Source organism: Aquabacterium soli, assembly GCF_003933735.1.
Lineage (GTDB): Bacteria > Pseudomonadota > Gammaproteobacteria > Burkholderiales > Burkholderiaceae_C > Aquabacterium > Aquabacterium soli.
The window spans coordinates 260344-281883 of sequence record NZ_RSED01000008.1; the positions used below are offsets into that span (position 1 = coordinate 260344).

At 65.7% G+C, this 21540-nt stretch carries 20 protein-coding genes; 18 read left to right on the forward strand and 2 right to left on the reverse strand.

Annotated features, from left to right (window positions below; genetic code table 11):
• Positions 1–8: 8 nt before the first annotated feature.
• Genes gmhB through EIP75_RS12510 form a run of 3 tightly spaced genes read left to right on the forward strand, consistent with a single transcriptional unit; the run spans position 9 to position 2379 of the window.
• Positions 9–617 (forward strand): D-glycero-beta-D-manno-heptose 1,7-bisphosphate 7-phosphatase, encoded by a 609-nt coding sequence (gene gmhB, locus EIP75_RS12500; protein ID WP_125243585.1) that lies wholly within the window; start codon positions 9–11, stop codon positions 615–617.
• Positions 614–1426 carry a lysophospholipid acyltransferase family protein gene (locus EIP75_RS12505; RefSeq protein ID WP_125243586.1) on the forward strand — a complete coding sequence of 271 codons (813 nt, stop codon included), beginning with the start codon at positions 614–616 and terminating at the stop codon, positions 1424–1426. The genes gmhB and EIP75_RS12505 overlap by 4 nt, the downstream gene beginning before the upstream one ends.
• The gene (locus EIP75_RS12510; RefSeq protein ID WP_125243587.1) at positions 1423–2379 is read left to right on the forward strand and encodes a M48 family metallopeptidase; all 957 of its coding nucleotides are present in this window, start codon (positions 1423–1425) and stop codon (positions 2377–2379) included. Before EIP75_RS12505 ends, EIP75_RS12510 begins: the two co-directional genes overlap by 4 nt.
• Here EIP75_RS12510 and EIP75_RS12515 read toward each other — a convergent pair.
• Positions 2366–3448: an MBL fold metallo-hydrolase gene (locus EIP75_RS12515; protein ID WP_125243588.1), complete on the reverse strand. Its 1083-nt coding sequence runs from the start codon at positions 3446–3448 to the stop codon at positions 2366–2368. The genes EIP75_RS12510 and EIP75_RS12515 overlap by 14 nt on opposite strands.
• A 133-nt stretch (positions 3449–3581) precedes the next feature.
• Between EIP75_RS12515 and can the strand changes: the two genes are divergently transcribed.
• A complete protein-coding gene (can, locus tag EIP75_RS12520) occupies positions 3582–4256 on the forward strand; it encodes a carbonate dehydratase (RefSeq protein ID WP_199758572.1) in 675 nt (224 codons plus the stop codon).
• Positions 4257–4303: 47 nt separating this feature from the next.
• Positions 4304–6193, forward strand: a complete 1890-nt coding sequence (aceK, locus tag EIP75_RS12525) for a bifunctional isocitrate dehydrogenase kinase/phosphatase (protein WP_125243590.1) — start codon at positions 4304–4306, stop codon at positions 6191–6193.
• A gap of 77 nt (positions 6194–6270) precedes the next feature.
• On the opposite strand, the gene EIP75_RS12530 is transcribed toward aceK, so the two are convergent.
• Entirely contained in the window at positions 6271–7044 is a 774-nt protein-coding gene (locus EIP75_RS12530) for an outer membrane protein assembly factor BamD (RefSeq protein WP_125243639.1), read from the reverse strand.
• A 128-nt stretch (positions 7045–7172) separates the two neighbouring features.
• Between EIP75_RS12530 and EIP75_RS12535 the strand changes: the two genes are divergently transcribed.
• The 13 genes from EIP75_RS12535 (at position 7173) to hfq (ending at position 21484) form a co-directional block, all read left to right on the forward strand.
• Positions 7173–8318, forward strand: a complete 1146-nt coding sequence (locus tag EIP75_RS12535; protein WP_125243591.1) for an RluA family pseudouridine synthase — start codon at positions 7173–7175, stop codon at positions 8316–8318.
• 267 nt (positions 8319–8585) lie between these two features.
• Positions 8586–9305: an SMC-Scp complex subunit ScpB gene (gene scpB, locus EIP75_RS12540; protein WP_125243592.1), complete on the forward strand. Its 720-nt coding sequence runs from the start codon at positions 8586–8588 to the stop codon at positions 9303–9305.
• Positions 9306–9343: 38 nt separating this feature from the next.
• Positions 9344–11464 (forward strand): pseudouridine synthase, encoded by a 2121-nt coding sequence (locus EIP75_RS12545; RefSeq protein ID WP_233584828.1) that lies wholly within the window; start codon positions 9344–9346, stop codon positions 11462–11464.
• An 83-nt stretch (positions 11465–11547) separates the two neighbouring features.
• Positions 11548–11973 (forward strand): nucleoside-diphosphate kinase, encoded by a 426-nt coding sequence (ndk, locus tag EIP75_RS12550; RefSeq protein WP_125243593.1) that lies wholly within the window; start codon positions 11548–11550, stop codon positions 11971–11973.
• A gap of 22 nt (positions 11974–11995) precedes the next feature.
• A complete protein-coding gene (gene rlmN, locus EIP75_RS12555) occupies positions 11996–13123 on the forward strand; it encodes a dual-specificity RNA methyltransferase RlmN (protein WP_125243594.1) in 1128 nt (375 codons plus the stop codon).
• A gap of 68 nt (positions 13124–13191) precedes the next feature.
• A complete protein-coding gene (gene pilW / locus EIP75_RS12560; RefSeq protein ID WP_125243595.1) occupies positions 13192–14064 on the forward strand; it encodes a type IV pilus biogenesis/stability protein PilW in 873 nt (290 codons plus the stop codon).
• A complete protein-coding gene (locus EIP75_RS12565; protein WP_158622836.1) occupies positions 14057–15058 on the forward strand; it encodes a RodZ domain-containing protein in 1002 nt (333 codons plus the stop codon). Before pilW ends, EIP75_RS12565 begins: the two co-directional genes overlap by 8 nt.
• Complete coding sequence (gene ispG / locus EIP75_RS12570) at positions 15055–16353, forward strand: flavodoxin-dependent (E)-4-hydroxy-3-methylbut-2-enyl-diphosphate synthase (protein ID WP_125243597.1); 1299 nt, start codon at positions 15055–15057, stop codon at positions 16351–16353. The genes EIP75_RS12565 and ispG overlap by 4 nt, the downstream gene beginning before the upstream one ends.
• A 111-nt stretch (positions 16354–16464) precedes the next feature.
• On the forward strand, positions 16465–17760 hold the full coding sequence (gene hisS, locus EIP75_RS12575) for a histidine--tRNA ligase (protein WP_125243598.1): 1296 nt from the start codon (positions 16465–16467) through the stop codon (positions 17758–17760).
• A 74-nt stretch (positions 17761–17834) separates the two neighbouring features.
• The gene (locus tag EIP75_RS12580; protein WP_125243599.1) at positions 17835–18533 is read left to right on the forward strand and encodes a YfgM family protein; all 699 of its coding nucleotides are present in this window, start codon (positions 17835–17837) and stop codon (positions 18531–18533) included.
• Between the two features lie 45 nt (positions 18534–18578).
• Positions 18579–19706 carry an outer membrane protein assembly factor BamB gene (gene bamB / locus EIP75_RS12585; RefSeq protein ID WP_233584830.1) on the forward strand — a complete coding sequence of 376 codons (1128 nt, stop codon included), beginning with the start codon at positions 18579–18581 and terminating at the stop codon, positions 19704–19706.
• A 23-nt stretch (positions 19707–19729) separates the two neighbouring features.
• Entirely contained in the window at positions 19730–21073 is a 1344-nt protein-coding gene (der, locus tag EIP75_RS12590) for a ribosome biogenesis GTPase Der (RefSeq protein WP_125243600.1), read from the forward strand.
• Between the two features lie 171 nt (positions 21074–21244).
• Positions 21245–21484, forward strand: coding sequence for an RNA chaperone Hfq (gene hfq / locus EIP75_RS12595; protein ID WP_125243601.1), 240 nt, complete (start codon positions 21245–21247; stop codon positions 21482–21484).
• Positions 21485–21540: the final 56 nt, after the last annotated feature.

Genomic DNA, 21540 nt, shown 5'->3' on the forward strand with positions numbered 1-21540 from the left:
TTGCAGCCATGAAGCTGGTCATCCTGGATCGCGACGGCACGATCAACCACGAGCGTGACGACTACATCAAGTCGCCCGAGGAGTGGGTGCCGTTGCCTGGCGCCATCGAGGCGATTGCGCGGCTCAACCACGCGGGCTGGCACGTGGTGGTGGCCACCAACCAGTCCGGCATCGGGCGAGGGCTGTTCGACATGGCGGCCATGAACGCCATGCACGCCAAGATGCACCAGATGCTGGCGCGCCATGGCGGCCGGGTCGATGCCGTGTTCTTTTGCCCGCACACCCCTGAAGACCTGTGCACCTGCCGCAAGCCGCAGCCCGGGCTGTTCAAGATGATCGGTGAGCGGTTCGGCGTCTCGCTGGACGAGGTGCCCATGGTGGGCGATCTGCCGCGTGATGTGCTGGCGGCCCAGTCCGTGGGCTGCGAGCCCCACCTGGTGCGCACCGGCCAGGCTGCGGCCATGACCGATGTCGAGCTGGTGGACCTGCGTCGCCAGGTGCCTGACCTGACCATCCATCCGGATCTGTCCGCCTTTGCCGACTTCCTGATCCTGCGTGACCGCAAGGCCCACGGAGAAGACGGTCCGGTGTCGACCCACATGGGTGAATTTTCATGAACCGGCCAGCGGCCACAGTGGTGTTGCGCTCCTGGGCCTTTGCAGTTTGGCTGGCCGTCACCGTGATCCCGTATGCCCTCTTGCTGGTGCTGGCCTCCGTGTTCGTGCGGGGTGCCAGGCTGTACTGGTTCGCCACGGGCTGGAACCGCCTGGTCATCTGGGGTGCGCGGGCCATCTGCGGCATCGAGCATCGTGTCCAGGGCTGGCACCATGTGGAGGCGGCGCACGCGGCCGGACAACCGCTGGTGATCTGCCCAAAGCACCAGTCGGCCTGGGAAACGTTTTTCGTCAGCGTCACGATGCCCCGGCCGCTGTCCTACGTCTTCAAGCGCGAGTTGCTGATGATCCCGTTCTTCGGCTGGTCCCTGGCCCGTCTGGACATGATCCACATCGACCGCTTGCGCCGCACCGAGGCCGCCCGCAAGATCGCGCAGCAAGGGCGCAAGCTGCTGGACCGCGGCAACTGGATCATCCTGTTCCCCGAAGGGACGCGGGCGCCGCGCGGCCAGCATCTGCCCTACAAGCTGGGTGCTGCCCGGCTGGCGGTAGACACCGGTGCCGCCGTGCTGCCGATCGCGGTCACGTCCGGGCGTTGCTGGGCCCCCTCGGGCTGGCTGCTCAAACCCGGCGTCATCGAGGTGTCGGTCGGTGCACCCATCCCGGTGGCCGGCCGCACGCCGCAGCAGGTCATGGCAGAGGTCGAAGCCTGGATCGAGGCGGAGATGTGTCGGCTGGATCCGCAGGCTTATGCGCCTCAGTCACATGCGTCCGGGGCTTATGAGGTCGAAGCAGGGGAATCGCACGCATGAGCGAGCAGCAGCTCACGCTGCCCTGGTGGGCTGATGAGGTGCCGGATGCGGTGCCATCTGCCGAGTCCGTGCCTTCGCCTGCGTCCAGTCCTCGTCGGGGCGGTCGTGCGCCGACGCCCCTGACGCCGGACGCTGGTCGATTCATGGCGGTGCCAGCGTCATCGGTGCCTCTGGTGGAGGCCGAGTCGGTGGACAGCCTGCCGGTGTTCCGGCACCCGCGTGCCCATCATGAGATCCGCCTGGGCCATGCCCTGGTGGCTTTCGAACTCAAGCGTGTCCGGCGCCGCAGCATCGGCATGGTCGTGGGGGTCGAGGGCCTGAGCGTGCGCGCTCCGCGCTGGGTTGGCTGGACCGAGATCGAGACGGCGCTCACGGAAAAATCCCGCTGGATCTGCACCAAACTGGCGGAGCAGCGGACACGGGAGCGCCAGCAGGCCGAAGCGCGCATCGAGTGGCGTGAAGGGGCAGCGGTGCCTGTGCTGGGTGAATCCGTGATCCTGGTGCTGGACGCCCGCCATCCAGGCGCCCGCCTGCACGACGATGCCCAGGCCCTGCCGGGCGTGCCCCGCAAGACCTTGCACCTCGGTTTGCCGCAGAGTGCCACGGCCGAGCAGATCCGTGATGCCGTCAATGCCTGGCTGCAACGCCATGCCCTGGCGCATTTCGAGCAGCGTGTTCGGCACTTCGCGGCCCAACTGGGCGTGACGGTCTCCAAGCTGCGCCTGTCATCGGCGCGAACACGCTGGGGCAGCGCCAGTGTGGATGGCTCCATCCGCCTGCATTGGCGCCTGGTGCACTTCGGGCCGGCGATCGTGGACTACGTGGTGGCGCACGAACTGGCGCACCTCAAGGAAATGAACCACAGCCCCCGCTTCTGGGGCGTGGTGCGCTCGGTGCTGCCCGAGTACGACCAGGCCCGCGAGCAGTTGCGGCACGCCGTCATCCCGGACTGAAGCGCCACACGCCCTGGGCATCGGCCTGGCGGCGCAGCTCGCCGCGGTGCCACAGGTAGTTCAGGTGGGCGACAGATTCGCCCATCGCGAAGGTGGTCTGGTGCATGTCCAGTGTGCGCTTGAACAGCACGGGCAGCAGGTCGGCCGCGGTGGCGGGGCGCTGCGCGCAGAACTGCCGGATGTCCTCGAGCCGCTCTTCATGGTGTGCACGCAAGGCGTCCACCCGCGCGTGGATGCCAATGAAAGGGTGGCCGTGCGAGGGCAGCACCAGCGTGTCGGCGGGCAGTTCTTCGTAACGGCTGAGCGAGTCCAGGAACAGGCCCAGCGAGTCCGCCTCGGGCTCGGTGTCCGTCACGCTGACGTTGGTCGAAATCTTGGGCAGCAGCATGTCGCCCGAGATCAGCACGCCCTGTGCCGCGCTGTACAGGGCGACGTGTTCAGGCGAATGCCCGAACCCCGAGATGCAGCGCCAGTCCTGGCCCCCGATGCGCACCACCATGCCTTCACGCAGGCGGCGGTAGCTCTCGGGCATCTTCGGCACCATCGACGAGAAATACCCGCCACGCTGGCGGATCATCACCAGGCCCTCGCCATCGTCCAGGCCGTGCGAGGCGAAGTAATCGGCCGCGCGGTCACCGCCATAGCCCGTGGTGGCCTTGCAGGCGATGGTGGCGGCCAGGTAGTCGGTGGCGCTCATCCACAGGCGGGCAGGGCGCCCGGGCGCGCTGAACTGCTCGATCAGCCAGTGCGCATTGCCTATGTGGTCCGGGTGCATGTGGGTCACCAGCATGCGGCCCAGCGGCTGCGAGGCCATGGGGCCAGCCCACAGGGTACGCCAGGCCTCATGGATGGCGTCGATGGACACGCCTGCGTCGACCACGGTCCAGCAGGGCTGCCCGTCCAGTTCATCGTCCAGCACCCACAGGTTGATGTGGTTCAGGGCGAAGGGCAGGGGCATGCGCACCCAGTGCAGGCCTGGGCGCACGGTGATCCACTCGCCGACGGTCGGCTGCAGGCTGTCCCAGGGGTACTGCAGGGCGGGAGGCTGCGGGACGGAAGGCGACGTCATGTGGCAGGCACGAATGCTGAATGGCAACCGGACGATTGTGCCTGCCGCGGCGCTGTCGATGTGCATGCCGGGCTTTGCCGGCCGTTCGGACACGGGGTCTGCGCGGAACTTGTCTACACTTGGATGCATGAAAATGGACCACCTTTTCGAAAGCAACCGCGCCTGGGCCCGAGACATCGAGCAGCGCACGCCCGGGTTTTTCACGCGCCTGCAGCAGCAGCAATCGCCGCAGTACCTCTGGATCGGGTGCAGCGACAGCCGCGTGCCGGCCAACGAGATCGTCGGCCTGCTGCCGGGCGAGCTGTTCGTGCACCGCAATGTGGCCAACGTGGTGGTGCACTCTGACCTGAACTGCCTGTCCGTCATGGAGTTCGCCATCGATTCGCTCAAGGTCAAGCACGTGATCGTGGTGGGGCATTACGGCTGCAGCGGCGTCAACGCGGCCATGAAAAACCTGCGTGTGGGCCTGGCCGACAACTGGCTGCGCCATGTGCAGGACGTGCGCAACGACCACCAGGCCTGGCTGAACGCCTTGCCTGACGGCCCGGTGCGCCTGGATGCCCTGTGCGAGCTCAACGTGCTGGAGCAGGCGCTCAACGTCTGCCACACCACCGTGGTGCAGAGCGCCTGGGACAAGGGCCAGGAAGTGGCCGTCCATGGGTGGGTCTACGGCTTGCATAACGGTTTGATCAAGGACCTGCGCATGACCACCTCGAAGGCCGAGGATGTGCCTGAGGCCTATGCCAAGGCCCTTGAAGCGCTGCGAGCGCGTTACGCCGGCCACCTGCCGGCCGCGGACCAGGGCTGATCGACCTGACGCAGTCAGGCTTCACTTCACATTCACACAGGCGCAGCATGTTTCCCCAGCAACTCACCGACACCCGTGTCTTCGAGATCGCCCAGGCCTTGCTCGATGGCTTCGACAAGCACTACAAGATCTTCCGCGCCACCAGCGCCAAGGCCAAGCAGCGCTTCGAGCAGGCCGACTGGCACGCCCAGCAGGATGCGCAGCGCGCGCGCATCGAGTTCTACGACCTGCGGGTGGACGAGACCGTGGCCAGCCTGGAGGCTGACTACGCCGCCAGCCAGCTGCCCATGGAGGTGTGGCAGCAGATCAAGCTGTTCTACATCGGCCTGCTGACGGGCCACCGCCAGCCCGAACTGGCCGAGACCTTTTTCAACTCGGCCACCATCCAGATCCTGCACCGCAAGTACTACCGCAACGACTTCATCTTCGTGCGCCCGGCTGTGTCCACCGAGTACATCGATGATGACGATGCGGACGGCATGCCGAGTTTCCGCGCCTATTACCCCACGCGCGACAACCTGCGGGAAACGCTCAAGAGGGTGGTGCAGAGCTACGGCCTGGACGTGCCCTTCGAAGACCTGGACCGTGACATCGGCTTCGTCTTCGAGGCCCTGCAGGAGCAGGTGGGCAATGTGCGCCTGCGCACCAATTTCCAGATCCAGGTGCTCTCATCCCTGTTCTACCGGAACAAGGGCGCCTACGTGGTCGGCAAGGTGATCAACGGCTTCCGCAGCCTGCCCTTTGCCATCCCCATCCTGCACAACTCCAAGAAGCGTCTGTACATCGACGCGGCCCTGTTCGGCGAGGATGACCTGCTGGCGCTGTTCAGCTTCGCACGGGCCTACTTCATGGTCGACATGCTGGTGCCCTCGGCCTACGTGCAGTTCCTGCGGACCTTGATGCCTCGCAAGCCGCGCGCCGAGCTCTACAGCGCCCTGGGCCTGCAGAAGCACGGCAAGAACCTGTTCTACCGGGACTTCCTGTTCCACCTGCGCCATTCCACCGACAAGTTCCGCATCGCGCCCGGCATCAAGGGCATGGTCATGCTGGTGTTCGACCTGCCGTCCTACCCCTTCGTGTTCAAGGTGATCAAGGACTACTACCCGCCGCAGAAGGAAACCACGCGCGAGCTCATCATGAGCAAGTACCTGCTGGTCAAGCAGCACGACCGCGTGGGCCGCATGGCCGACTCGCTCGAGTTCACCAACGTGGCCTTCCCGCGCCACCGCTTCGACGACGAGCTGATCGAAGAGCTGAAGAAGTTCTCGCCCAGCCTGATGGAAGAAGAGGGCGATGTGCTGGTGCTCAAGCACCTGTACATCGAGCGCCGCATGGTGCCGCTCAACATCTACATCCAGGAGGCCGAGGGCGAGAGCCTGGAGCACGCCGTCATCGAGTACGGCAACGCCATCAAGGACCTGGTGGCCGCCAACATCTTCCCGGGCGACATGCTCTGGAAAAACTTCGGCGTCACGCGCAACGGCAAGGTCGTGTTCTACGACTACGACGAGATCGAATACATCACCGACTGCAACTTCCGCAAGGTGCCTGAGCCGCGCAACGAGGAAGAAGAGATGTCCGGCGAGATCTGGTACAGCGTGGGCAAGCACGATGTCTTCCCGGAGACCTTCGGCCCCTTCCTGCTGGGCGATCCGCGCGTGCGCAAGATCTTCATGCAACACCACGGTGACCTGCTGGAAGCGGACTACTGGCAGACCCACAAGGAGCGCATCCAGGCCGGCTACGTCCACGACGTGTTCCCGTACGACCGCTCCAAGCGCTTCAAGAACCTCAAGGGGCTGGACACAGGGCATGACCGCGAGGGCGATGAGCTCGCGCCCGTGGACGAGCCTGTGGATGTGCAGCCCATGGGCGCCGAGGTGCATGACCAGGGGCGCCTTACGGGCTTCACCACCGGCGGCACTGAAGGCGATTGACCTCAGGGCATTGCTGCGAGCCCATGAAAAACGGCCCCTAGGGGCCGTTTTGCTGGCAAGTGGTCAATGCCGAGGCATCACCACAGCTTCCACCACTTCTTGTCGATGGTGGCGTCGCCCTGCGTCAGGTAGGCGCTCTGAGGGAAGCTGGTCTTGAGCACACGGACCGCGTCATCGCGCAGTTGCGGCAGCTCCAGCCGGTCATAGCTGCGCGCCATGATGAACAGCGCTTCTTCCACGGCTGGCGAGCTGCGGTATTCGCTCACGGCGGTCTGGGCGCGGTTCGCAGCGGCCAGGTAGGCGCCGCGGCGGTAGTAGAAGCGCGCCACGTGCACCTCGCCGGCGGCCAGCGAGTTCACGACGTGGTTCATGCGCAGCCGCGCATCGGGCGCATAGCGGGAGTTCGGAAAGCGCTCGACCAACTGCTTGAACGACTCGTAGGCGTCTCGCGAAGCCTGCTGGTCACGCTCGCTCAGGTCCTGCTTGGACAGCCAGCCGAACAGCCCCAGATCATCATTGAAGTTGATCAGGCCTTGCAGGTAATAGGCGTAGTCCAGCGCCGGGCTGGTGGGGTGCAGCCGCACGAAACGCTCGATCTTGGCCAGGGCCTGGGCGCGCTCGCCGGTCTTGTAGTAGGCGTACGCCAGCTCGAGCTGGGCCTGCTGCGCCATCAGTGTGCCGGAGGCCCGGGCCTCGACCTTTTCGTAGCGTTTGATGGCGCTCTCGTAGTTGCCTTCGGAGGCCTCTTCCCGGGCGTCCGCATACAATTGATCGACGCTGGTGCCGGAGAACTCGTCCTCGGGCGTGGAGCCGCAGCCAGACAGGCCGGCCACCAGCACAGCGGTCGCCATGCCGGCCCACAGGCTCTTGCTCAGCACCTGGGTCAGGCTGCTCAGGGGATGCTTGAAAACTTTCACTTGAATCGTATGCGGGGGCCCGCCAGAAGTGCGAAACACCCCGCAGTATAGAAGCCCTGCACATGCCCAAGCGGTCCGACCGTCAGAACCGTTCACGAATCGAGTCGCCAGATGTCCCCGACACCCCCGCCGAGTGGGGTGAAGACGAGGATCTGATCGATCTGCCCGATGTCCCCGCCGCCTCTCCGGCGTCGGTGTCCTCCGGGGCGTCGGCTGCCGGCTGGGTGCCGCCGCGCACCGAGATCCTGAACGGCACCGTCTCCAGCGACAGCCACGGAAGGCGCCTCGACCAGTGGCTGGCCGCACAGGCCTCCACGTTTTCCCGCAACCACCTGCAGCAACTGGTGGAGCAGGGCTGTGTCACGGTGGATGGCAAGCTGGTGACGACGCCTTCCCGCAAGCTTCAGGTCGGGCAGGTCGTGGTGGCGGAGCTGCGCCCCACGGCACAGAGCCAGGCCTTCGTGGCCGAGTCCATGGACTTGGCCCTGGTGTTCGAGGACGAGCACCTGCTGGTGGTCGACAAGCCCGTGGGCCTGGTAGTGCACCCCGCAGCTGGGCACTGGCAAGGCACCTTGATGAACGGCCTGCTGGCCCATCACCCCGGGGCGGTGCTGCTGCCACGCGCGGGCATCGTTCATCGCCTGGACAAGGACACGAGCGGCCTGATGGTGGTGGGCAAGACCCTGCAGGCCTGCACGGCCCTGACGCGCGCCATCGCCGCCCGCGAGGTGCACCGCCAGTACCGCGCCCTGGTATGGGGCGAGCCTCCCGAATCGCTGCGCATCGACGCGCCCATCGGGCGCGACCCGGTCTCGCGTGTGCGCATGGGCGTTCAAGCCTCCGGCAAGCCGGCGACGACGGATCTGCGGCGCCTGGGCAGCCTCGAACTGGTCTCTTTTCCTGGCGCGGACGGTGCCGGCGCCCACGCCGCGAACAGCGGCACCGTCAGTGCCGTCGAATGCACCCTGCACACTGGACGCACACACCAGATCCGGGTGCACCTGGCCTCACGCGGCTGGCCATTGCTGGCCGACACTCTCTACGGGGGGGCGCCTGCGCTGGGCATGGCTCGCCAGGCCTTGCATGCGGCCCGCCTGCGTCTGGCGCACCCTGTGCTGGGGCATGCGCTGGAATTCGAGGCTTCTTTGCCTTCGGATATGGACACCGCCTGGTCACAAGTCGTGCATAATGGGGCTTCAAGCGTGTGACACGCTTTTGGCGGCAGCCGATCCAGCCCGTTGTTCATCGAGGGAGATGGCCGGGACGGAACGCTCAACCGCCGGGTATCGAAGCATCTGCCCGTACGCTTTCGCGCGGCCAGCGGCTTCGACAGGGACGGGGGCCCTCACCAATGCCTCCAAATGATCCGACAGATGCTGCCTTTTTGCCGGGCCCGGCGCACGCCAGGCTGATTCGCCAGACCGGACGACAGTTCGGCTGAGGCGCAAGGGTTCCGGCTCGAAGTGACTGGAGAGATGGACATTCTCGATCGCCAGGATGCGCAGTGCATCCTTGAAGCGGCGCTGTTGTGCGCCCACCAACCCATGACCATCCGCGAGTTGCGGGTGTTGTTCGACGATGCCTTGCCGGCCGATGAGGTCAAGGCCTTGTTGCACGAGCTCACCGACCGGTGGCAAGGCCGGGGGGCAGAGCTGCGCGAAACCGCTTCGGGCTGGCGCTTTCAGACGCGCGCCGAAGTCCAGGAGTTCCTTGACCGCCTTCACCCTGAAAAACCGCCCAAGTACTCCCGCGCCACGATGGAAACACTGGCCATCATCGCCTACCGCCAACCCGTGACGCGCGGCGACATTGAGGACATCCGAGGTGTCACCGTGAGCACCCAGATCGTCAAGCAACTTGAAGACCGGGGCTGGATCGAAGTGATCGGCCACCGCGATGCGCCCGGTCGCCCGGGGCTCTATGCCACCACGAGGCAGTTCCTGGACGACATGGGACTGAGTTCCCTGGAGCAACTGCCCGAGCTGGACCACATGGGCGCCGCCCAGGCCTTGTTGCCGCTCGAGTCGGACCAGGCCGAGCAGGATCAGGCCCAACCCGATCTGCCGGATTTCGAGGCATCTGCTGCCCAGCCTGCCGAAGAGGGGCCGCCAGCCTCGCCAGACTCTTCCACGCAAGCCGAAGACGGCTTCGACCCAGACACCCGCCAGAACGCCTCTGAGGCGCCGGCCCCCTGAACATATTCATTTCCTGTCCGACGATGACCGACACGCCCATGCAAGAGCCCAATGACCTGATCCCTCCGCCGGATGGCGGCGCCGAGGCAGGAGATGTCAAGCCCAAGCGCACCCGCCGAGCCAAGGCTCCGGAAGCCGAGGCTGCCGCAGCGCCTGCTGACGTGGCCGCAGAGGCCTCTGGTGATGCCCCCGTGGCTCGCAAGACGCCTCGTCGCCGGGCGACCAAGGCGGTCGATGAGGCCAACACGGGTGCGCAGGCTGAAGCCGTCGCCGCAGATGCCGTGCCTGAGTCGGCCGCTGCTGGGACTGTCGATGAGCTGGCGCCCGCCAAGCCCAAGCGCGCGCCGCGCCGCAAGGCAGTGGCGCCGGAGCAGGGTGATCTGCTGGCCGACAGCGGCGAGGTGTCTGTGCCCGTGCTCGCCACCCCGGTCGAGGATGCTGCTGTAGTCCGCGAGGCGGCTGGCGACGGTTTCCTGCAACTCGGTCCGGTAGAGAACTCGTCGGAAGGCAGCGAGGCGGCTGGTGCCGCTGAAGGCGCTGCCGGTGAGCCTCGCGAAGGCCAGGACCGTCCCCGCCGGGATCGTCACGACCGCCAGGAGCGGCGTGAGCGCCGCGAGACGCGCCAGGCTGAAGCCGGTGCAGAAGATGGCGAAGCACCTGCCGAAGAAGAGGCGCGGCCTTCCCGCCGCGCCCACATGGCGGCCGAGCAGGCCACTGCCGTGTTCGCTGGTGTGCTGACCGGGGATTTCGACAAGCTGCACGAAGAAGAAGTCGAAGCCGAAGAGTCGGGCGATGAGTCGGCCCAGGCCAAGCGCGTGCTGCGCCCGGAGCCCGATGCACCCAAGCTGCAGAAAGTGCTGGCTCAGTCCGGCGTCGGTTCGCGCCGTGACATCGAGCAGATGATCGAAGACGGTCGCATCTCCGTGAACGGCGAAGTGGCCCACATCGGCCAGCGCGTGTCCTTCGGCGACAAGATCGCCGTGGGCGGCAAGCCCATCCGCGTGCGCATCTCGCCACCGCCGGCCCGCATCCTGGCCTACCACAAGCCCGTGGGCGAGGTCGTCACCCATGACGACCCGCAAGACCGTCCGACCGTGTTCCGCCGCCTGCCGCGCCTGCAGCATGGCAAGTGGCAGTCGGTGGGCCGCCTCGACCTCAACACCGAAGGCCTGCTGCTGTTCACCAACTCGGGCGATCTGGCCAACCAGCTGATGCATCCGCGCTTCGGTGTGGAGCGCGAGTACGCGGTGCGTGTGCTTGGCACCCTCACGGCTCCTCAAAAGGCCAAGCTGCTGGAAGGCGTGGAGATCGAAGGTCAGGCGGCCTCGTTCAAGTCCATCGAAGAAGGCGGTGGCGAAGGCCTCAACCGCTGGTACCGCGTGGTGATCACCGAAGGCCGCAACCGCGAAGTGCGCAAGCTCTTTGACGCCGTGGGCCTGACCGTCAGTCGCCTGATCCGCGTGCGCTATGGCTCCATCGTGCTGCCGCACGGCCTCAAGCGCGGCGTGTGGGCTGAGCTGGGTGAATCCGACGTGCGCGCCGTCAAGTACCTGGCCGGTGGCGATCGCCAGGATCAGGGTCAAGGGCAGGGCGGCCAGCAAGGCCAGGGCCGGCGCAATGACCGCAACGACCGGGATGACCGCCAGAACCGCAACGGGCAAGGCAACAACGGCAACAACAACCAGCGCGGTGGCCAGCAAGGCAAGTTCGGCAAGGACAAGTTCGGCCAGAACAATGGCCAAAATGGCCAGAACCAGCCGCGCGGCCAAGGCCCCCGTGGCAACAACAACGGCAACAACCAGGGCGGCCGTGGCCCGGATCGCCCGCAGCAGGCGCGCCCACCGCGGGATGACCGTCCGCCGATGGACCGCCGCCCGGAGGGTGATGACGACCACGACCACGTCGGGCCGATCCCCAACCCGCTGGAGCAGACCTTCGACCGTCGCTTCGCCAAGGGTTCCAAGCGGATCACGTCCGGCTTCGGGCGGCCTGACCAGCACGACCAGGGCCAGCGTGGTGGCAAAAAGACCGGCGGCGGGCCCCGTGAGCCGGATCCCTTGCAGACCTCGGTCGGCTACATCGGTGCTGACGCCTTCTTTGGCAACAAGGGCGGCGGCGGTGGTGGCGGTAACCGGGGCGGTGGTGGCCGTCGCCGCTGATTTCCTGCTTTCACCAACCTGATACTTACCCGCAGTACAATGCTGGGTTCTGTCCAAATAACCGAATTTCGGAGCAAATTTCCATGGCTATCGAACGCACTCTCTCGATCATCAAGCCCGACGCCGTCGCCAAGAACGTGATCGGTCAGATCGTCGCCCGTTTTGAAGGCGCCGGCCTGAAGATCGCCGCTGCCAAGCTGGTGCAACTGTCTCGCCAGGAAGCCGAGACCTTCTACGGCGTGCACAAGGAGCGTGGCTTCTTCAAGGACCTGGTCGACTTCATGGTCTCCGGCCCCGTGTTCGTGCAAGTGCTCGAAGGCGAAGGCGCCATCGCCAAGAACCGCGACCTGATGGGCGCCACCGACCCGAAGAAGGCCGAAAAGGGCACCATCCGTGCCGATTTCGCCGACAGCATCGACGCCAACGCCGTGCACGGCTCTGACGCCGCCGAGACCGCTGCTCAGGAAATCGCCTTCTTCTTCCCCGGCCTGAACGTCTACAGCCGCTGATCGCGGTCTGGAGCCATGTGCCATGAGTGCCGTCAACCTGCTCGACTTCGATCTTGAAGGGTTGGCGGCCTTTTGCGAACAACTGGGCGAAAAGCGCTTCCGCGCCGTCCAGCTGTTCCGCTGGATTCATCAAAAAGGCGCCACCGACTTCGACCAGATGTCGGATCTGGCCAAATCCCTGCGCGGCAAGCTGCAGGGCGTGGCCACGCTGGAGCGCCTGAAAGTCATCAGCGAACATGTGTCCGCCGATGGCACCATCAAATGGCTGTTTGACGTGGGCGGCGGCAATGCCGTCGAGAGCGTCTACATCCCAGAGGATGACCGCGCCACGCTGTGCATCTCCTCGCAGGCCGGCTGTGCCGTCGGCTGCCGGTTCTGCTCAACAGGGCATCAGGGCTTTTCTCGCAACCTGAGCACCGGCGAAATCATCGCCCAGCTCTGGCATGCCGAGCACACACTGCGCCAGCGTTTCAAGCGCGACGACCGCATCGTCAGCAACGTGGTGATGATGGGCATGGGTGAGCCGCTCCAGAACTACAACGCGCTGGTGCCCGCATTGCGCACCATGCTCGATGACCACGGTTATGGCCTGTCGCGCCGCCGTGTCACGGTGTCCACCTCAGGGGTGGTGCCGATGATCGAACGCCTCATGAAGGATTGCCCGGTGGCCCTGGCCGTGTCGCTGCACGCGCCGAACGATCCGCTGCGCGATGAACTCGTGCCGCTCAACCGCAAGTACCCCATCGCCGAACTGATGGCCACGTGCGTCGATTACCTCAGTGCCGCGCCACGTGATTTCATCACCTTCGAATACTGCATGCTCGACGGCGTCAACGACACCGACGAGCACGCGCGGGAACTCATTGCCCTGGTGCGCCACAAAGTGCCATGCAAGTTCAATCTGATCCCGTTCAACCCGTTTCCCCAGTCCGGGCTCAAGCGCTCGAACAACCCGCGCGTGCAGGCCTTCGCCCGCATCCTGGCTGACGCTGGTATCGTGACCACTGTTCGCAAGACGCGTGGCGATGACATCGATGCCGCATGTGGCCAGTTGGCCGGTGAGGTCCAGGACCGCACCCGCGCCAGCGAGCGCATGCTGCGCCAGCCCATCATGATCCAGGCCGCCGCCGTGGCGGACCGCAAGGCCTGATGCCGGGTGCCTCGTGCGCCTGTGCCGCGCGCTTCATCTTCAACGTCGAGTTCTAAGGAGTGCTTGGGATGCGGTATACCCCGTGGATGCAGGGGGGCTGGGCCCGGTTGGCGTGGGCCATCGCCGGGTTGATGACCCTGCTCGTGGTGGCGGGTTGCGCCGGTACGGGGGCGGGTGTTGGGCAAGCGCAGAGCCCGAGCACGCGTCAGGACATGACCAGCAGTGCTGCGGGACGTGACATCGTCACCTCGTCCGATGAAACCGAAGTGCGGCGTCGTGCACGCATTCGTCTTGAACTGGCTGGGGCCTATTTCGGCCGAGGCCAGCTCACCACTGCGCTGGATGAGGTCAAGCAGGCCATTGCACTGGATTCAAGCATGGGTGATGCCTACGAACTTCGCGGGCTGATTTACGATGCCATGAACGAACCCGGGCTCGCCGAGGAAAGCTATCGTCGGGCCATCCAGTTGGATGCGCGCAACGGCAGCGTGCTTCACAACTACGCATGGTTTCTCTGTCAGCGCCAGCAGTATGCCGACGCCGATGCCTACTTCGCTCGTGCGGCAGCGCTGCCCATGAGCGTGGCCCTGCCCAGGACGCTGATGGCCCGAGGGGTTTGCCAGATGCAGGCGGGCTTGCTGCCTCAGGCCCAGGAATCGCTCAAGCGCTCGTATGAACTCGAGCCTGGCAACCCTGTCACGGCGTTCAACCTGGCCTTGCTGTTGTACCGGACAGGTGATTATGACCGGGCGCGCTTTTACATCCGCCGCGTCAACAACCTGGCTGAGAGGGCCAACGCCGAGTCGCTGTGGCTGGGCATCCGCATCGAGCACAAGCTGGGCAATCTGTCTGCCCAGGACGATCTGGCAACCCAGTTGCGCAGCCGCTTCCCGAATGCCCGCGAAACCACGGCCTTGGATCTGGGACGTTTCGATGACTGACAACACACCGGCTTCTGGTGGCTCCGCGCCGGACAGCCCTACTACCCCTCCGTTTTCCTCCTTGAGGCAGGCGCGTCTTGACCGCGGGCTGACCCTGGAGGGCATGGCCTCGATGATCAAGGTCACGCCGGCCAAGCTGGAGGCCCTCGAGTCAGGGCGCTATCAGGATCTGCCTGATGCGGCTTTCACGCGTGCGTTGGCCATGGCGGTGTGCCGTGTATTGCGGATTGATCCCGCGCCGGTGCTGGCTGGCCTACCAGCCGCTCACCCCATCAGTTTGGCGGCCAGTGCCGCCAAACCCGTGCCCTTCGATGCGTCGCGCGCCAGCCTCAAGCTCAACCTGGACATGGCCCATCCCGGCATCCGCTGGTCGGCGATCCTGGCCCCTCGTTTCCTGGTCCCTCTGGGGGTGTTGCTGGCGGCGGCACTGCTGTACGTGTTTCCGTCTGATGTCGACTGGTCGGCCCTGTGGCCCAAGCATGAGGCCACGCCCGTGAGCGCAGAGCAGGGCGGGCACGCTGAAGCCGTGGCGCTGGGGGCTTCCCAGATCGTGGCTGAAGAGGTGGTGCCCAGTGTGGCGATCGTTGCTTCGGGCGCTTCTGCCGCCGAGGCCGTCGCGTCTCAGCCCTTGGGTACGCCGCTGGTCGCCACGGTCGATCCGGCTGCTTCAACCCCCATCGCAGCTGCAGAAGCCGCTTCCATGCCCGTGCTCACTGTTGAGCGCCGGCAGCCGGGCTCCATGCGTTCGGGCAGTGCGCTGGTCATGGTGTCCTTTGCCGACTCCTGGGTCGAGGTGCGCAACGGCAAGGGCGAGCGCCTCCTGTCACGCACCGTGGCCTCGGGCGAAACGGTCGGCATCGATGGCGACCCTCCTCTGTACGTCAAGATCGGCAATGCCTCGGGCATCCAGGTCAGCTACCTGGGTCATGCCATCGGCCTGGATCCCTACACCCGCAACAATGTGGCCCGGCTGGAGTTGAAGTCAACGCCATGAGCGACACATCCACCTCCATCTTTCCGTGTGCCGGGCAGCCCATTGAGGTCGCCCGCCCCGCGCCACGCCGCAGCCGCCAGGCCCGTGTGGTGTGGGGCTCTCGCATCGTCACCGTCGGTGGCGATGCGCCAGTGCGCCTGCAGTCCATGACCAACACGGACACGGTCGATGTCATCGGCACCGCCATCCAGGTCAAGGAGCTGGCCCTGGCCGGCTCCGAGATGGTGCGCATCACCGTCAACACGCCCGACGCGGCTCAGGCCGTTCCGCACATCCGCGAGCAGCTCGATCGCATGGGCATCGACGTGCCGCTGGTGGGTGATTTCCACTACAACGGCCACCGTCTGCTCACCGACTATCCGGAGTGCGCCAGGACCCTGTCCAAGTACCGCATCAATCCCGGCAACGTGGGCAAGGGCGACAAGAAGGACAAGCAGTTCGGCCAGATGATCGAAGCCGCGCTCAAGTACGACAAGGTCGTGCGCATCGGCGTCAACTGGGGCAGCCTCGACCAGGAACTGATGGCCCAGTTGATGGACGAGAACAGCCGTCGCGCCCAGCCCTGGGAGGCCCGTCAGGTCATGTACGAAGCCCTGGTCAGCTCGGCCCTGCAGTCGGCCAGCCTGGCGCAGCAGATGGGCATGGCGCCCGAGCAGATCATCCTGTCGTGCAAGGTCAGTGGCGTGCAGGATCTGATCAGCGTCTACCGAGCCCTGGCGCAGCGCTGCGACTACCCGCTGCACCTGGGCCTGACCGAGGCCGGCATGGGCACCAAGGGCACGGTGGCATCAAGCGCGGCCCTGGCCATCCTGCTGCAGGAAGGCATCGGCGACACCATCCGCGTCTCGCTCACGCCGCAGCCCGGCGAAGCCCGCACGCAAGAAGTTGTCGTGGCGGCCGAGATCGTGCAGGCCCTGGGCCTGCGCGTGTTCGTGCCCAGCGTCACTGCCTGTCCTGGCTGTGGCCGCACCACCAGCACCACCTTCCAGGAGCTGGCCAAGCAGATCGACGATTTCCTGCGTGCGCAGATGCCTGTCTGGCGTGCCAAATACCCTGGTGTCGAGGGCATGAAGGTGGCCGTGATGGGCTGCATCGTCAATGGTCCGGGCGAAAGCAAGCATGCCGACATCGGCATCAGCCTGCCGGGCAACGGCGAAGCGCCCTCCGCGCCGGTGTTCATCGATGGCGAGAAGGCCATGACGCTGCGCGGTGAGGGCATCGCGCAGGAGTTCCAGCAGATCGTCGAAAGCTACATCGCCAGGCGCTTCGGCACCGAAACCGTGAGCCAGCCGTGAATGACGCAGGCTGACGCGCCGAGAGCTGCCAAGCCTGAGACAATCACGGACCAACACAGAACCCGATCGAGCCGGCGCCGCCCTGAGGTGCCGGCCATTTTCTTTGACTCCATGGCCGAACAGCTCAAAGCCATCAAAGGCATGAACGACATCCTCCCGCCCCATTCGGCGCGGTGGGAGTGGCTGGAAGACACCGTGCGTGCGCTGATGCGCCGCTACGGCTACCAGAACGTGCGCGTCCCCATCGTCGAGCCCACCGCCCTGTTCGTGCGCGGCCTGGGCGAGGTGACCGACATCGTCGAGAAGGAGATGTACTCCTTCGAAGACAGCCTCAACGGCGACAAGCTCACGCTGCGGCCCGAGGGCACCGCTGGCGTGGTGCGCGCCATCAACGAACACAGCTTCCTGTACGAAGGCGGCAAGCGCCTGTACTACATCGGGCCGATGTTTCGGCACGAGCGCCCGCAAAAGGGCCGCTACCGCCAGTTCCACCAGGTTGGTGCCGAGGTGTTGGGCTTTGCCGGCCCCGATGTCGATGCCGAGACCATCCTGATGAGCGCTGCGCTGTGGCGTGACCTGGGCCTGGCTGTGGGCGATGACGTGCGCCTGGAGATCAACAGCCTGGGCCAGCCCGAAGAGCGCCGCGCCCACCGCGAAGCCCTGATCACCTACCTTCAGTCGCATGAAGCCCTGCTGGACGACGAGGCCCGTCGCCGCCTGCACACCAACCCGCTGCGCATCCTGGACACCAAGAACCCGGCCTTGCAAGCGGTGGTGGAGGGTGCCCCCCGCCTGATCGACTTCCTGGGCGAGGCTTCGTTGGCCCACTTCGATGCTGTCAAGCAGGCCCTGGATGCCGCAGGCATCGCCTACCGCGTCAACCCGCGTCTGGTGCGCGGCATGGATTACTACAACCTCACCGTGTTCGAGTGGGTCACCGAGCGGCTGGGTTCGCAAGGCACGGTCTGTGGCGGTGGCCGTTACGATGGCCTGATCGAGCAGCTCGGCGGCAAACCCGCCCCGGCCGTGGGTTGGGGCCTGGGCATGGAACGCCTGCTGCTGCTGCTCGAAGAGGTCGGCAAGGTGCCCGCACCCGTGGTGCCCGATGCCTTCGCCGTGGTGCTGGCAGGCACGCCGCTGCCTCAGGTGCTGGCCACGCTGGAAGCCTTGCGCGCGCAAGGCGTGTCGGTGTTGCTGAATCCGGCTGGCAAGGATGGCCCCGCGAGCCCGAAATCGCAGTTCAAGAAGGCCGATGCCAGTGGTGCCCGCTTCGCGCTGGTCTTCGGACCGGACGAGTTCTCTCGCGGCGAGGTGGCGATCAAGCCCTTGCGCGACGGGGGTGAACAGCGCCTGGCACCGCTGGCCGATGTGGCCGGCTGGGGCCCGGGCCTGCGCGCAGCAGGCTGAGCCGCCAGCGCAGCGATAATCCCTCCATTCATCACGCACTTCCAACCAATCTCGCACCGGAGACAGAGGATTCGATGGCCACCTACAACCTCGAACAACAAGAGCAGCTCGATCAGGCCAAGCACCTGTGGAAGAAGTACGGCAACCTCGTCACCTGGGTGCTGGTGATCGCGCTGGGCAGCTATGCCGCCTGGACGGGCTATCTCTACTGGCAGAACGACAAGGCTGCTAAGGCCGGTGGCCTGTACGAAGAGCTGGACCGGGCCGTGCTCGCAGGTGATGCCGACAAGGTCACCCGGGTCTTCAACGACCTGAAGGACAAGCACGCTGGCGCCACGTTCACGGAGCAGGGCGCCTTGCTGGCGGCCCGCGCCCAGACCGACGCAGGCAAGGCCGAACAGGCCCAGGCCAGCCTGCAATGGCTGGTGGACCATGGCAAGAACGACGATCTGGTGGCCGTGGCGCGCCTGCGCCTGGCCGGCCTGTTGCTCGACGCCAAGAAGTACGATGAGGCCCTCAAGCTGGTCGATGCCAAGCTGCCCGAAGAGTTCAAGCCCCTGGCCGACGACCGCCGCGGCGACATCTTGTCAGCCCAAGGCAAGAAGGCCGAGGCGCTGCAAGCCTACAAGGCCGCCTGGAAAGCCATGGACCCCAAGGTCGAATACCGCCGCTTCACCGAAGGCAAGCTCACCGCCCTGGGTGAGCCCCCTGAGGCTTCCGTGGTGCAGGGTGGTGGCAAGACGCTGCCCCCGGGTATCGCGCCCACACGCTGAGCGGGCCGCCCAGGCCCTTTCCTTTCACGAATTCACACCCTGATCATGACGAGACTGACAATGACATGGCGTGCCGGCGCTGTCCTGGTGGCCGCCGCCGTGCTGGCGGGCTGCGGTAGCTCTTCGAAGCCCACGCCCGCCTCACTGGAGTCCTTCACGCCCAGCCAGACCGTGCGCACCCTCTGGAGCGTGCGCGTGGGCAAGGCAGAAGGCCCCATGTCGATGGCTGTGAGCGCGGGTGCCGTGGCGGTGGCCAGCACCGACGGCCAGGTCGTCTCCATCGATCCGGCCACGGGCCGTGAGCGCTGGAAAGCCGACGTGGGCGCCAAGCTCAGCGCGGGCGTCGGCAGCGACGGGCGCTATGCCGCCGTCGTCACGGCCGACAACGAACTCGTCGTGCTCGATGGTGGCAAGCCCCTGTGGCGCGACCGCCTGCCGGGGCGCGTGATCACCGCGCCGCTGGTGGCCGGCGAGCGCGTGTTCGTGCAGTCGGTGGACCGCAGCGTGCGGGCCTACGATGCACAGGATGGCCGCTGGCTCTGGAACTTCCAGCGCCCCGGCACGGATCCGCTGGCCCTGGCCCAGTCCGGCGTGCTGGCCGCTTTCCGCGACACCCTAGTGGTGGGCGTCGGTTCGCGCCTGATCGGGCTGGACCCGCTGCGGGGCACGGTGCGCTCTGAAGCCAGCCTGGGCCTGCCCCGTGGCACCAACGAAGTCGAGCGCCTGTCTGATCTGGTCGGCCCGCCCGTGCGCAGCGACGATGACCTGTGCGTGCGCGCCTTCCAGTTGTCCGTGGGTTGCGTTGACATGAACCGCGGCGCGCTGCGGTGGTCACGCCCGCAGGCGGGTTACCAAGGCCTGGCCGCCGATGACCGCATCGTGGTGGGTGCCGACAGTGCAGACCGCCTGACCGCCTGGCGTGCCGAATCCGGTGAGGTCATCTGGCGCATCGACCGCTTCCAGCACCGTGCCTTGAGCACGCCCGTGCTGTGGGGCGGCCTGATCGCCGTGGGCGACTACGACGGCCAGCTGCATGTTCTCTCGTCCAGTGATGGCCGCACCGTGGCCCGTGTGTCACTGGATGGCGCCCTCAGTGGCGCTCCCAAGGTCGTGGATGGCACCCTGCTGGTGCCTACCCGCGATGGAACCCTATACGCGCTGCGGGCTCAATAAGCCCGGCAGCCTGATCCCACCGAATGAAACCCGTCATCGCGCTGGTCGGCCGCCCCAACGTCGGCAAATCAACGCTGTTCAACCGCCTCACCAAGAGCCGTGACGCCATCGTGGCGGACTACGCCGGCCTCACACGCGATCGCCACTACGGCGAGGGACGCCAGGGCGCGCGCGAGTACATCGTCATCGACACTGGCGGCTTTGAGCCCGACTGCACGGAGGGCATCTTCAAGGAGATGGCCAAGCAGACGCGCCAGGCCGTGGCCGAAGCCGATGCAGTCATCTTCGTGGTCGATGTGCGCGGCGGCCTGTCCGCTCAGGATCACGACATCGCCAACTACCTGCGCACCGCCAACAAGACGGTGCTGCTGGCGGCCAACAAGGCCGAAGGCATGCAGGATGCGCCCCAGCTCGCCGAGTTCTATGAGCTCGGCATTGGCGAGCCCATTCCCATTTCATCGGCGCACGGGCAGGGCATCCGCAGTCTGCTCGACATGGCGCTGGACACGTTCTTCGGCACCGAAGACGATGACGAAGAGCTGATCGAGGACGACACCGACCGCCCGGTGCGCCTGGCCGTGGCCGGCCGTCCCAACGTCGGCAAGTCCACGCTGATCAACACCTGGCTGGGTGAAGAGCGCCTGGTGGCCTTCGACATGCCCGGTACCACGCGGGACGCCATCAAGGTGCCTTTTGAGCGCCAGGGCCAGCGTTTCGAGCTGATCGACACCGCCGGCCTGCGCCGCAAGGGCAAGGTCTTCGAAGCCATCGAGAAATTCTCGGTCGTCAAGACGCTGCAGGCCATCGCCGATGCCAATGTGGTGCTGCTGCTGATCGACGCCACGCAGGGTGTGACCGATCAGGACGCCCATATCGCCGGCTTCGTGCTCGAATCGGGCCGCGCCGTGGTGGTGGCCATCAACAAGTGGGACGCGGTGGATTCCTACCAGCGCGAGATGCTGCAACGCTCCATTGAAACGCGCCTGGCTTTCCTGAAGTTCGCGCCCGTGCTGCACATCTCGGCCATCAAGCGCCAAGGCCTGGGCCCGCTGTGGAAGGCCATTGCCGATGCCTGGGCCTCGGCCAGCTGCAAGATGTCCACGCCGGTGCTGACCCGCCTGCTGCAAGAGGCCGTGCAGTTCCAGCAGCCCCAGCGCGGCGGCATGTCCCGCCCCAAGCTGCGCTACGCCCACCAGGGCGGCCAGAACCCGCCGATCATCGTCATCCACGGCAACGCGCTGGAGCATGTCTCCGAGAGCTACAAGCGCTATCTTGAGGGCCGCTTCAGGGCGCACTTCAAGCTCACGGGCACCCCCTTGCGGATCGAGATGAAGCTCTCGTCAAACCCCTTTACCGAGAAAGAATGAGTCGGTCATTCGGGGTTTTCTCTTAAACCGTGCGCAATAGGCTACATTTGACCCACGCCGGGCGAATTCGAGTCAGGCGTCGCCTCAGGATCGGGCCAAGACCCTGCCGCAAATGCGGATGCAGCCTGTGCTAAGGTGTCTTTTCTCAAACTTCTTATCACGGAGCATATCGTGAGCAATAAAGGGCAACTTTTACAAGACCCGTTTCTGAACCTTCTGCGCAGAGAGCACGTGCCAGTGTCCATTTATTTGGTCAACGGCATCAAGCTGCAGGGGCAGATCGAATCTTTCGATCAATACGTCGTCCTGCTGCGCAATACCGTGACCCAGATGGTCTACAAGCACGCCATTTCCACGGTGGTGCCGGGCCGCTCGGTCAACTTCCACGCTGCTGAAGACGGCGACGCCTGAGCGTTGCGTCAGACGCCAATTGGTTTTTCCAATCCACCAGATCAGACCCAAGCCCG

Bases quoted from the DNA above. Each gene is read 5' to 3' on its own strand.
- gmhB (WP_125243585.1), top strand. From the start codon at position 9: ATGAAGCTGGTCATCCTGGATCGCGACGGCACGATCAACCACGAGCGT.
- EIP75_RS12505 (WP_125243586.1), top strand. From the start codon at position 614: ATGAACCGGCCAGCGGCCACAGTGGTGTTGCGCTCCTGGGCCTTTGCA.
- EIP75_RS12510 (WP_125243587.1), top strand. From the start codon at position 1,423: ATGAGCGAGCAGCAGCTCACGCTGCCCTGGTGGGCTGATGAGGTGCCG.
- EIP75_RS12515 (WP_125243588.1), bottom strand. From the start codon at position 3,448: ATGACGTCGCCTTCCGTCCCGCAGCCTCCCGCCCTGCAGTACCCCTGG.
- can (WP_199758572.1), top strand. From the start codon at position 3,582: ATGGACCACCTTTTCGAAAGCAACCGCGCCTGGGCCCGAGACATCGAG.
- aceK (WP_125243590.1), top strand. From the start codon at position 4,304: ATGTTTCCCCAGCAACTCACCGACACCCGTGTCTTCGAGATCGCCCAG.
- EIP75_RS12530 (WP_125243639.1), bottom strand. From the start codon at position 7,044: ATGGCGACCGCTGTGCTGGTGGCCGGCCTGTCTGGCTGCGGCTCCACG.
- EIP75_RS12535 (WP_125243591.1), top strand. From the start codon at position 7,173: ATGCCCAAGCGGTCCGACCGTCAGAACCGTTCACGAATCGAGTCGCCA.
- scpB (WP_125243592.1), top strand. From the start codon at position 8,586: ATGGACATTCTCGATCGCCAGGATGCGCAGTGCATCCTTGAAGCGGCG.
- EIP75_RS12545 (WP_233584828.1), top strand. From the start codon at position 9,344: ATGCAAGAGCCCAATGACCTGATCCCTCCGCCGGATGGCGGCGCCGAG.
- ndk (WP_125243593.1), top strand. From the start codon at position 11,548: ATGGCTATCGAACGCACTCTCTCGATCATCAAGCCCGACGCCGTCGCC.
- rlmN (WP_125243594.1), top strand. From the start codon at position 11,996: ATGAGTGCCGTCAACCTGCTCGACTTCGATCTTGAAGGGTTGGCGGCC.
- pilW (WP_125243595.1), top strand. From the start codon at position 13,192: ATGCGGTATACCCCGTGGATGCAGGGGGGCTGGGCCCGGTTGGCGTGG.
- EIP75_RS12565 (WP_158622836.1), top strand. From the start codon at position 14,057: ATGACTGACAACACACCGGCTTCTGGTGGCTCCGCGCCGGACAGCCCT.
- ispG (WP_125243597.1), top strand. From the start codon at position 15,055: ATGAGCGACACATCCACCTCCATCTTTCCGTGTGCCGGGCAGCCCATT.
- hisS (WP_125243598.1), top strand. From the start codon at position 16,465: ATGGCCGAACAGCTCAAAGCCATCAAAGGCATGAACGACATCCTCCCG.
- EIP75_RS12580 (WP_125243599.1), top strand. From the start codon at position 17,835: ATGGCCACCTACAACCTCGAACAACAAGAGCAGCTCGATCAGGCCAAG.
- bamB (WP_233584830.1), top strand. From the start codon at position 18,579: ATGACGAGACTGACAATGACATGGCGTGCCGGCGCTGTCCTGGTGGCC.
- der (WP_125243600.1), top strand. From the start codon at position 19,730: ATGAAACCCGTCATCGCGCTGGTCGGCCGCCCCAACGTCGGCAAATCA.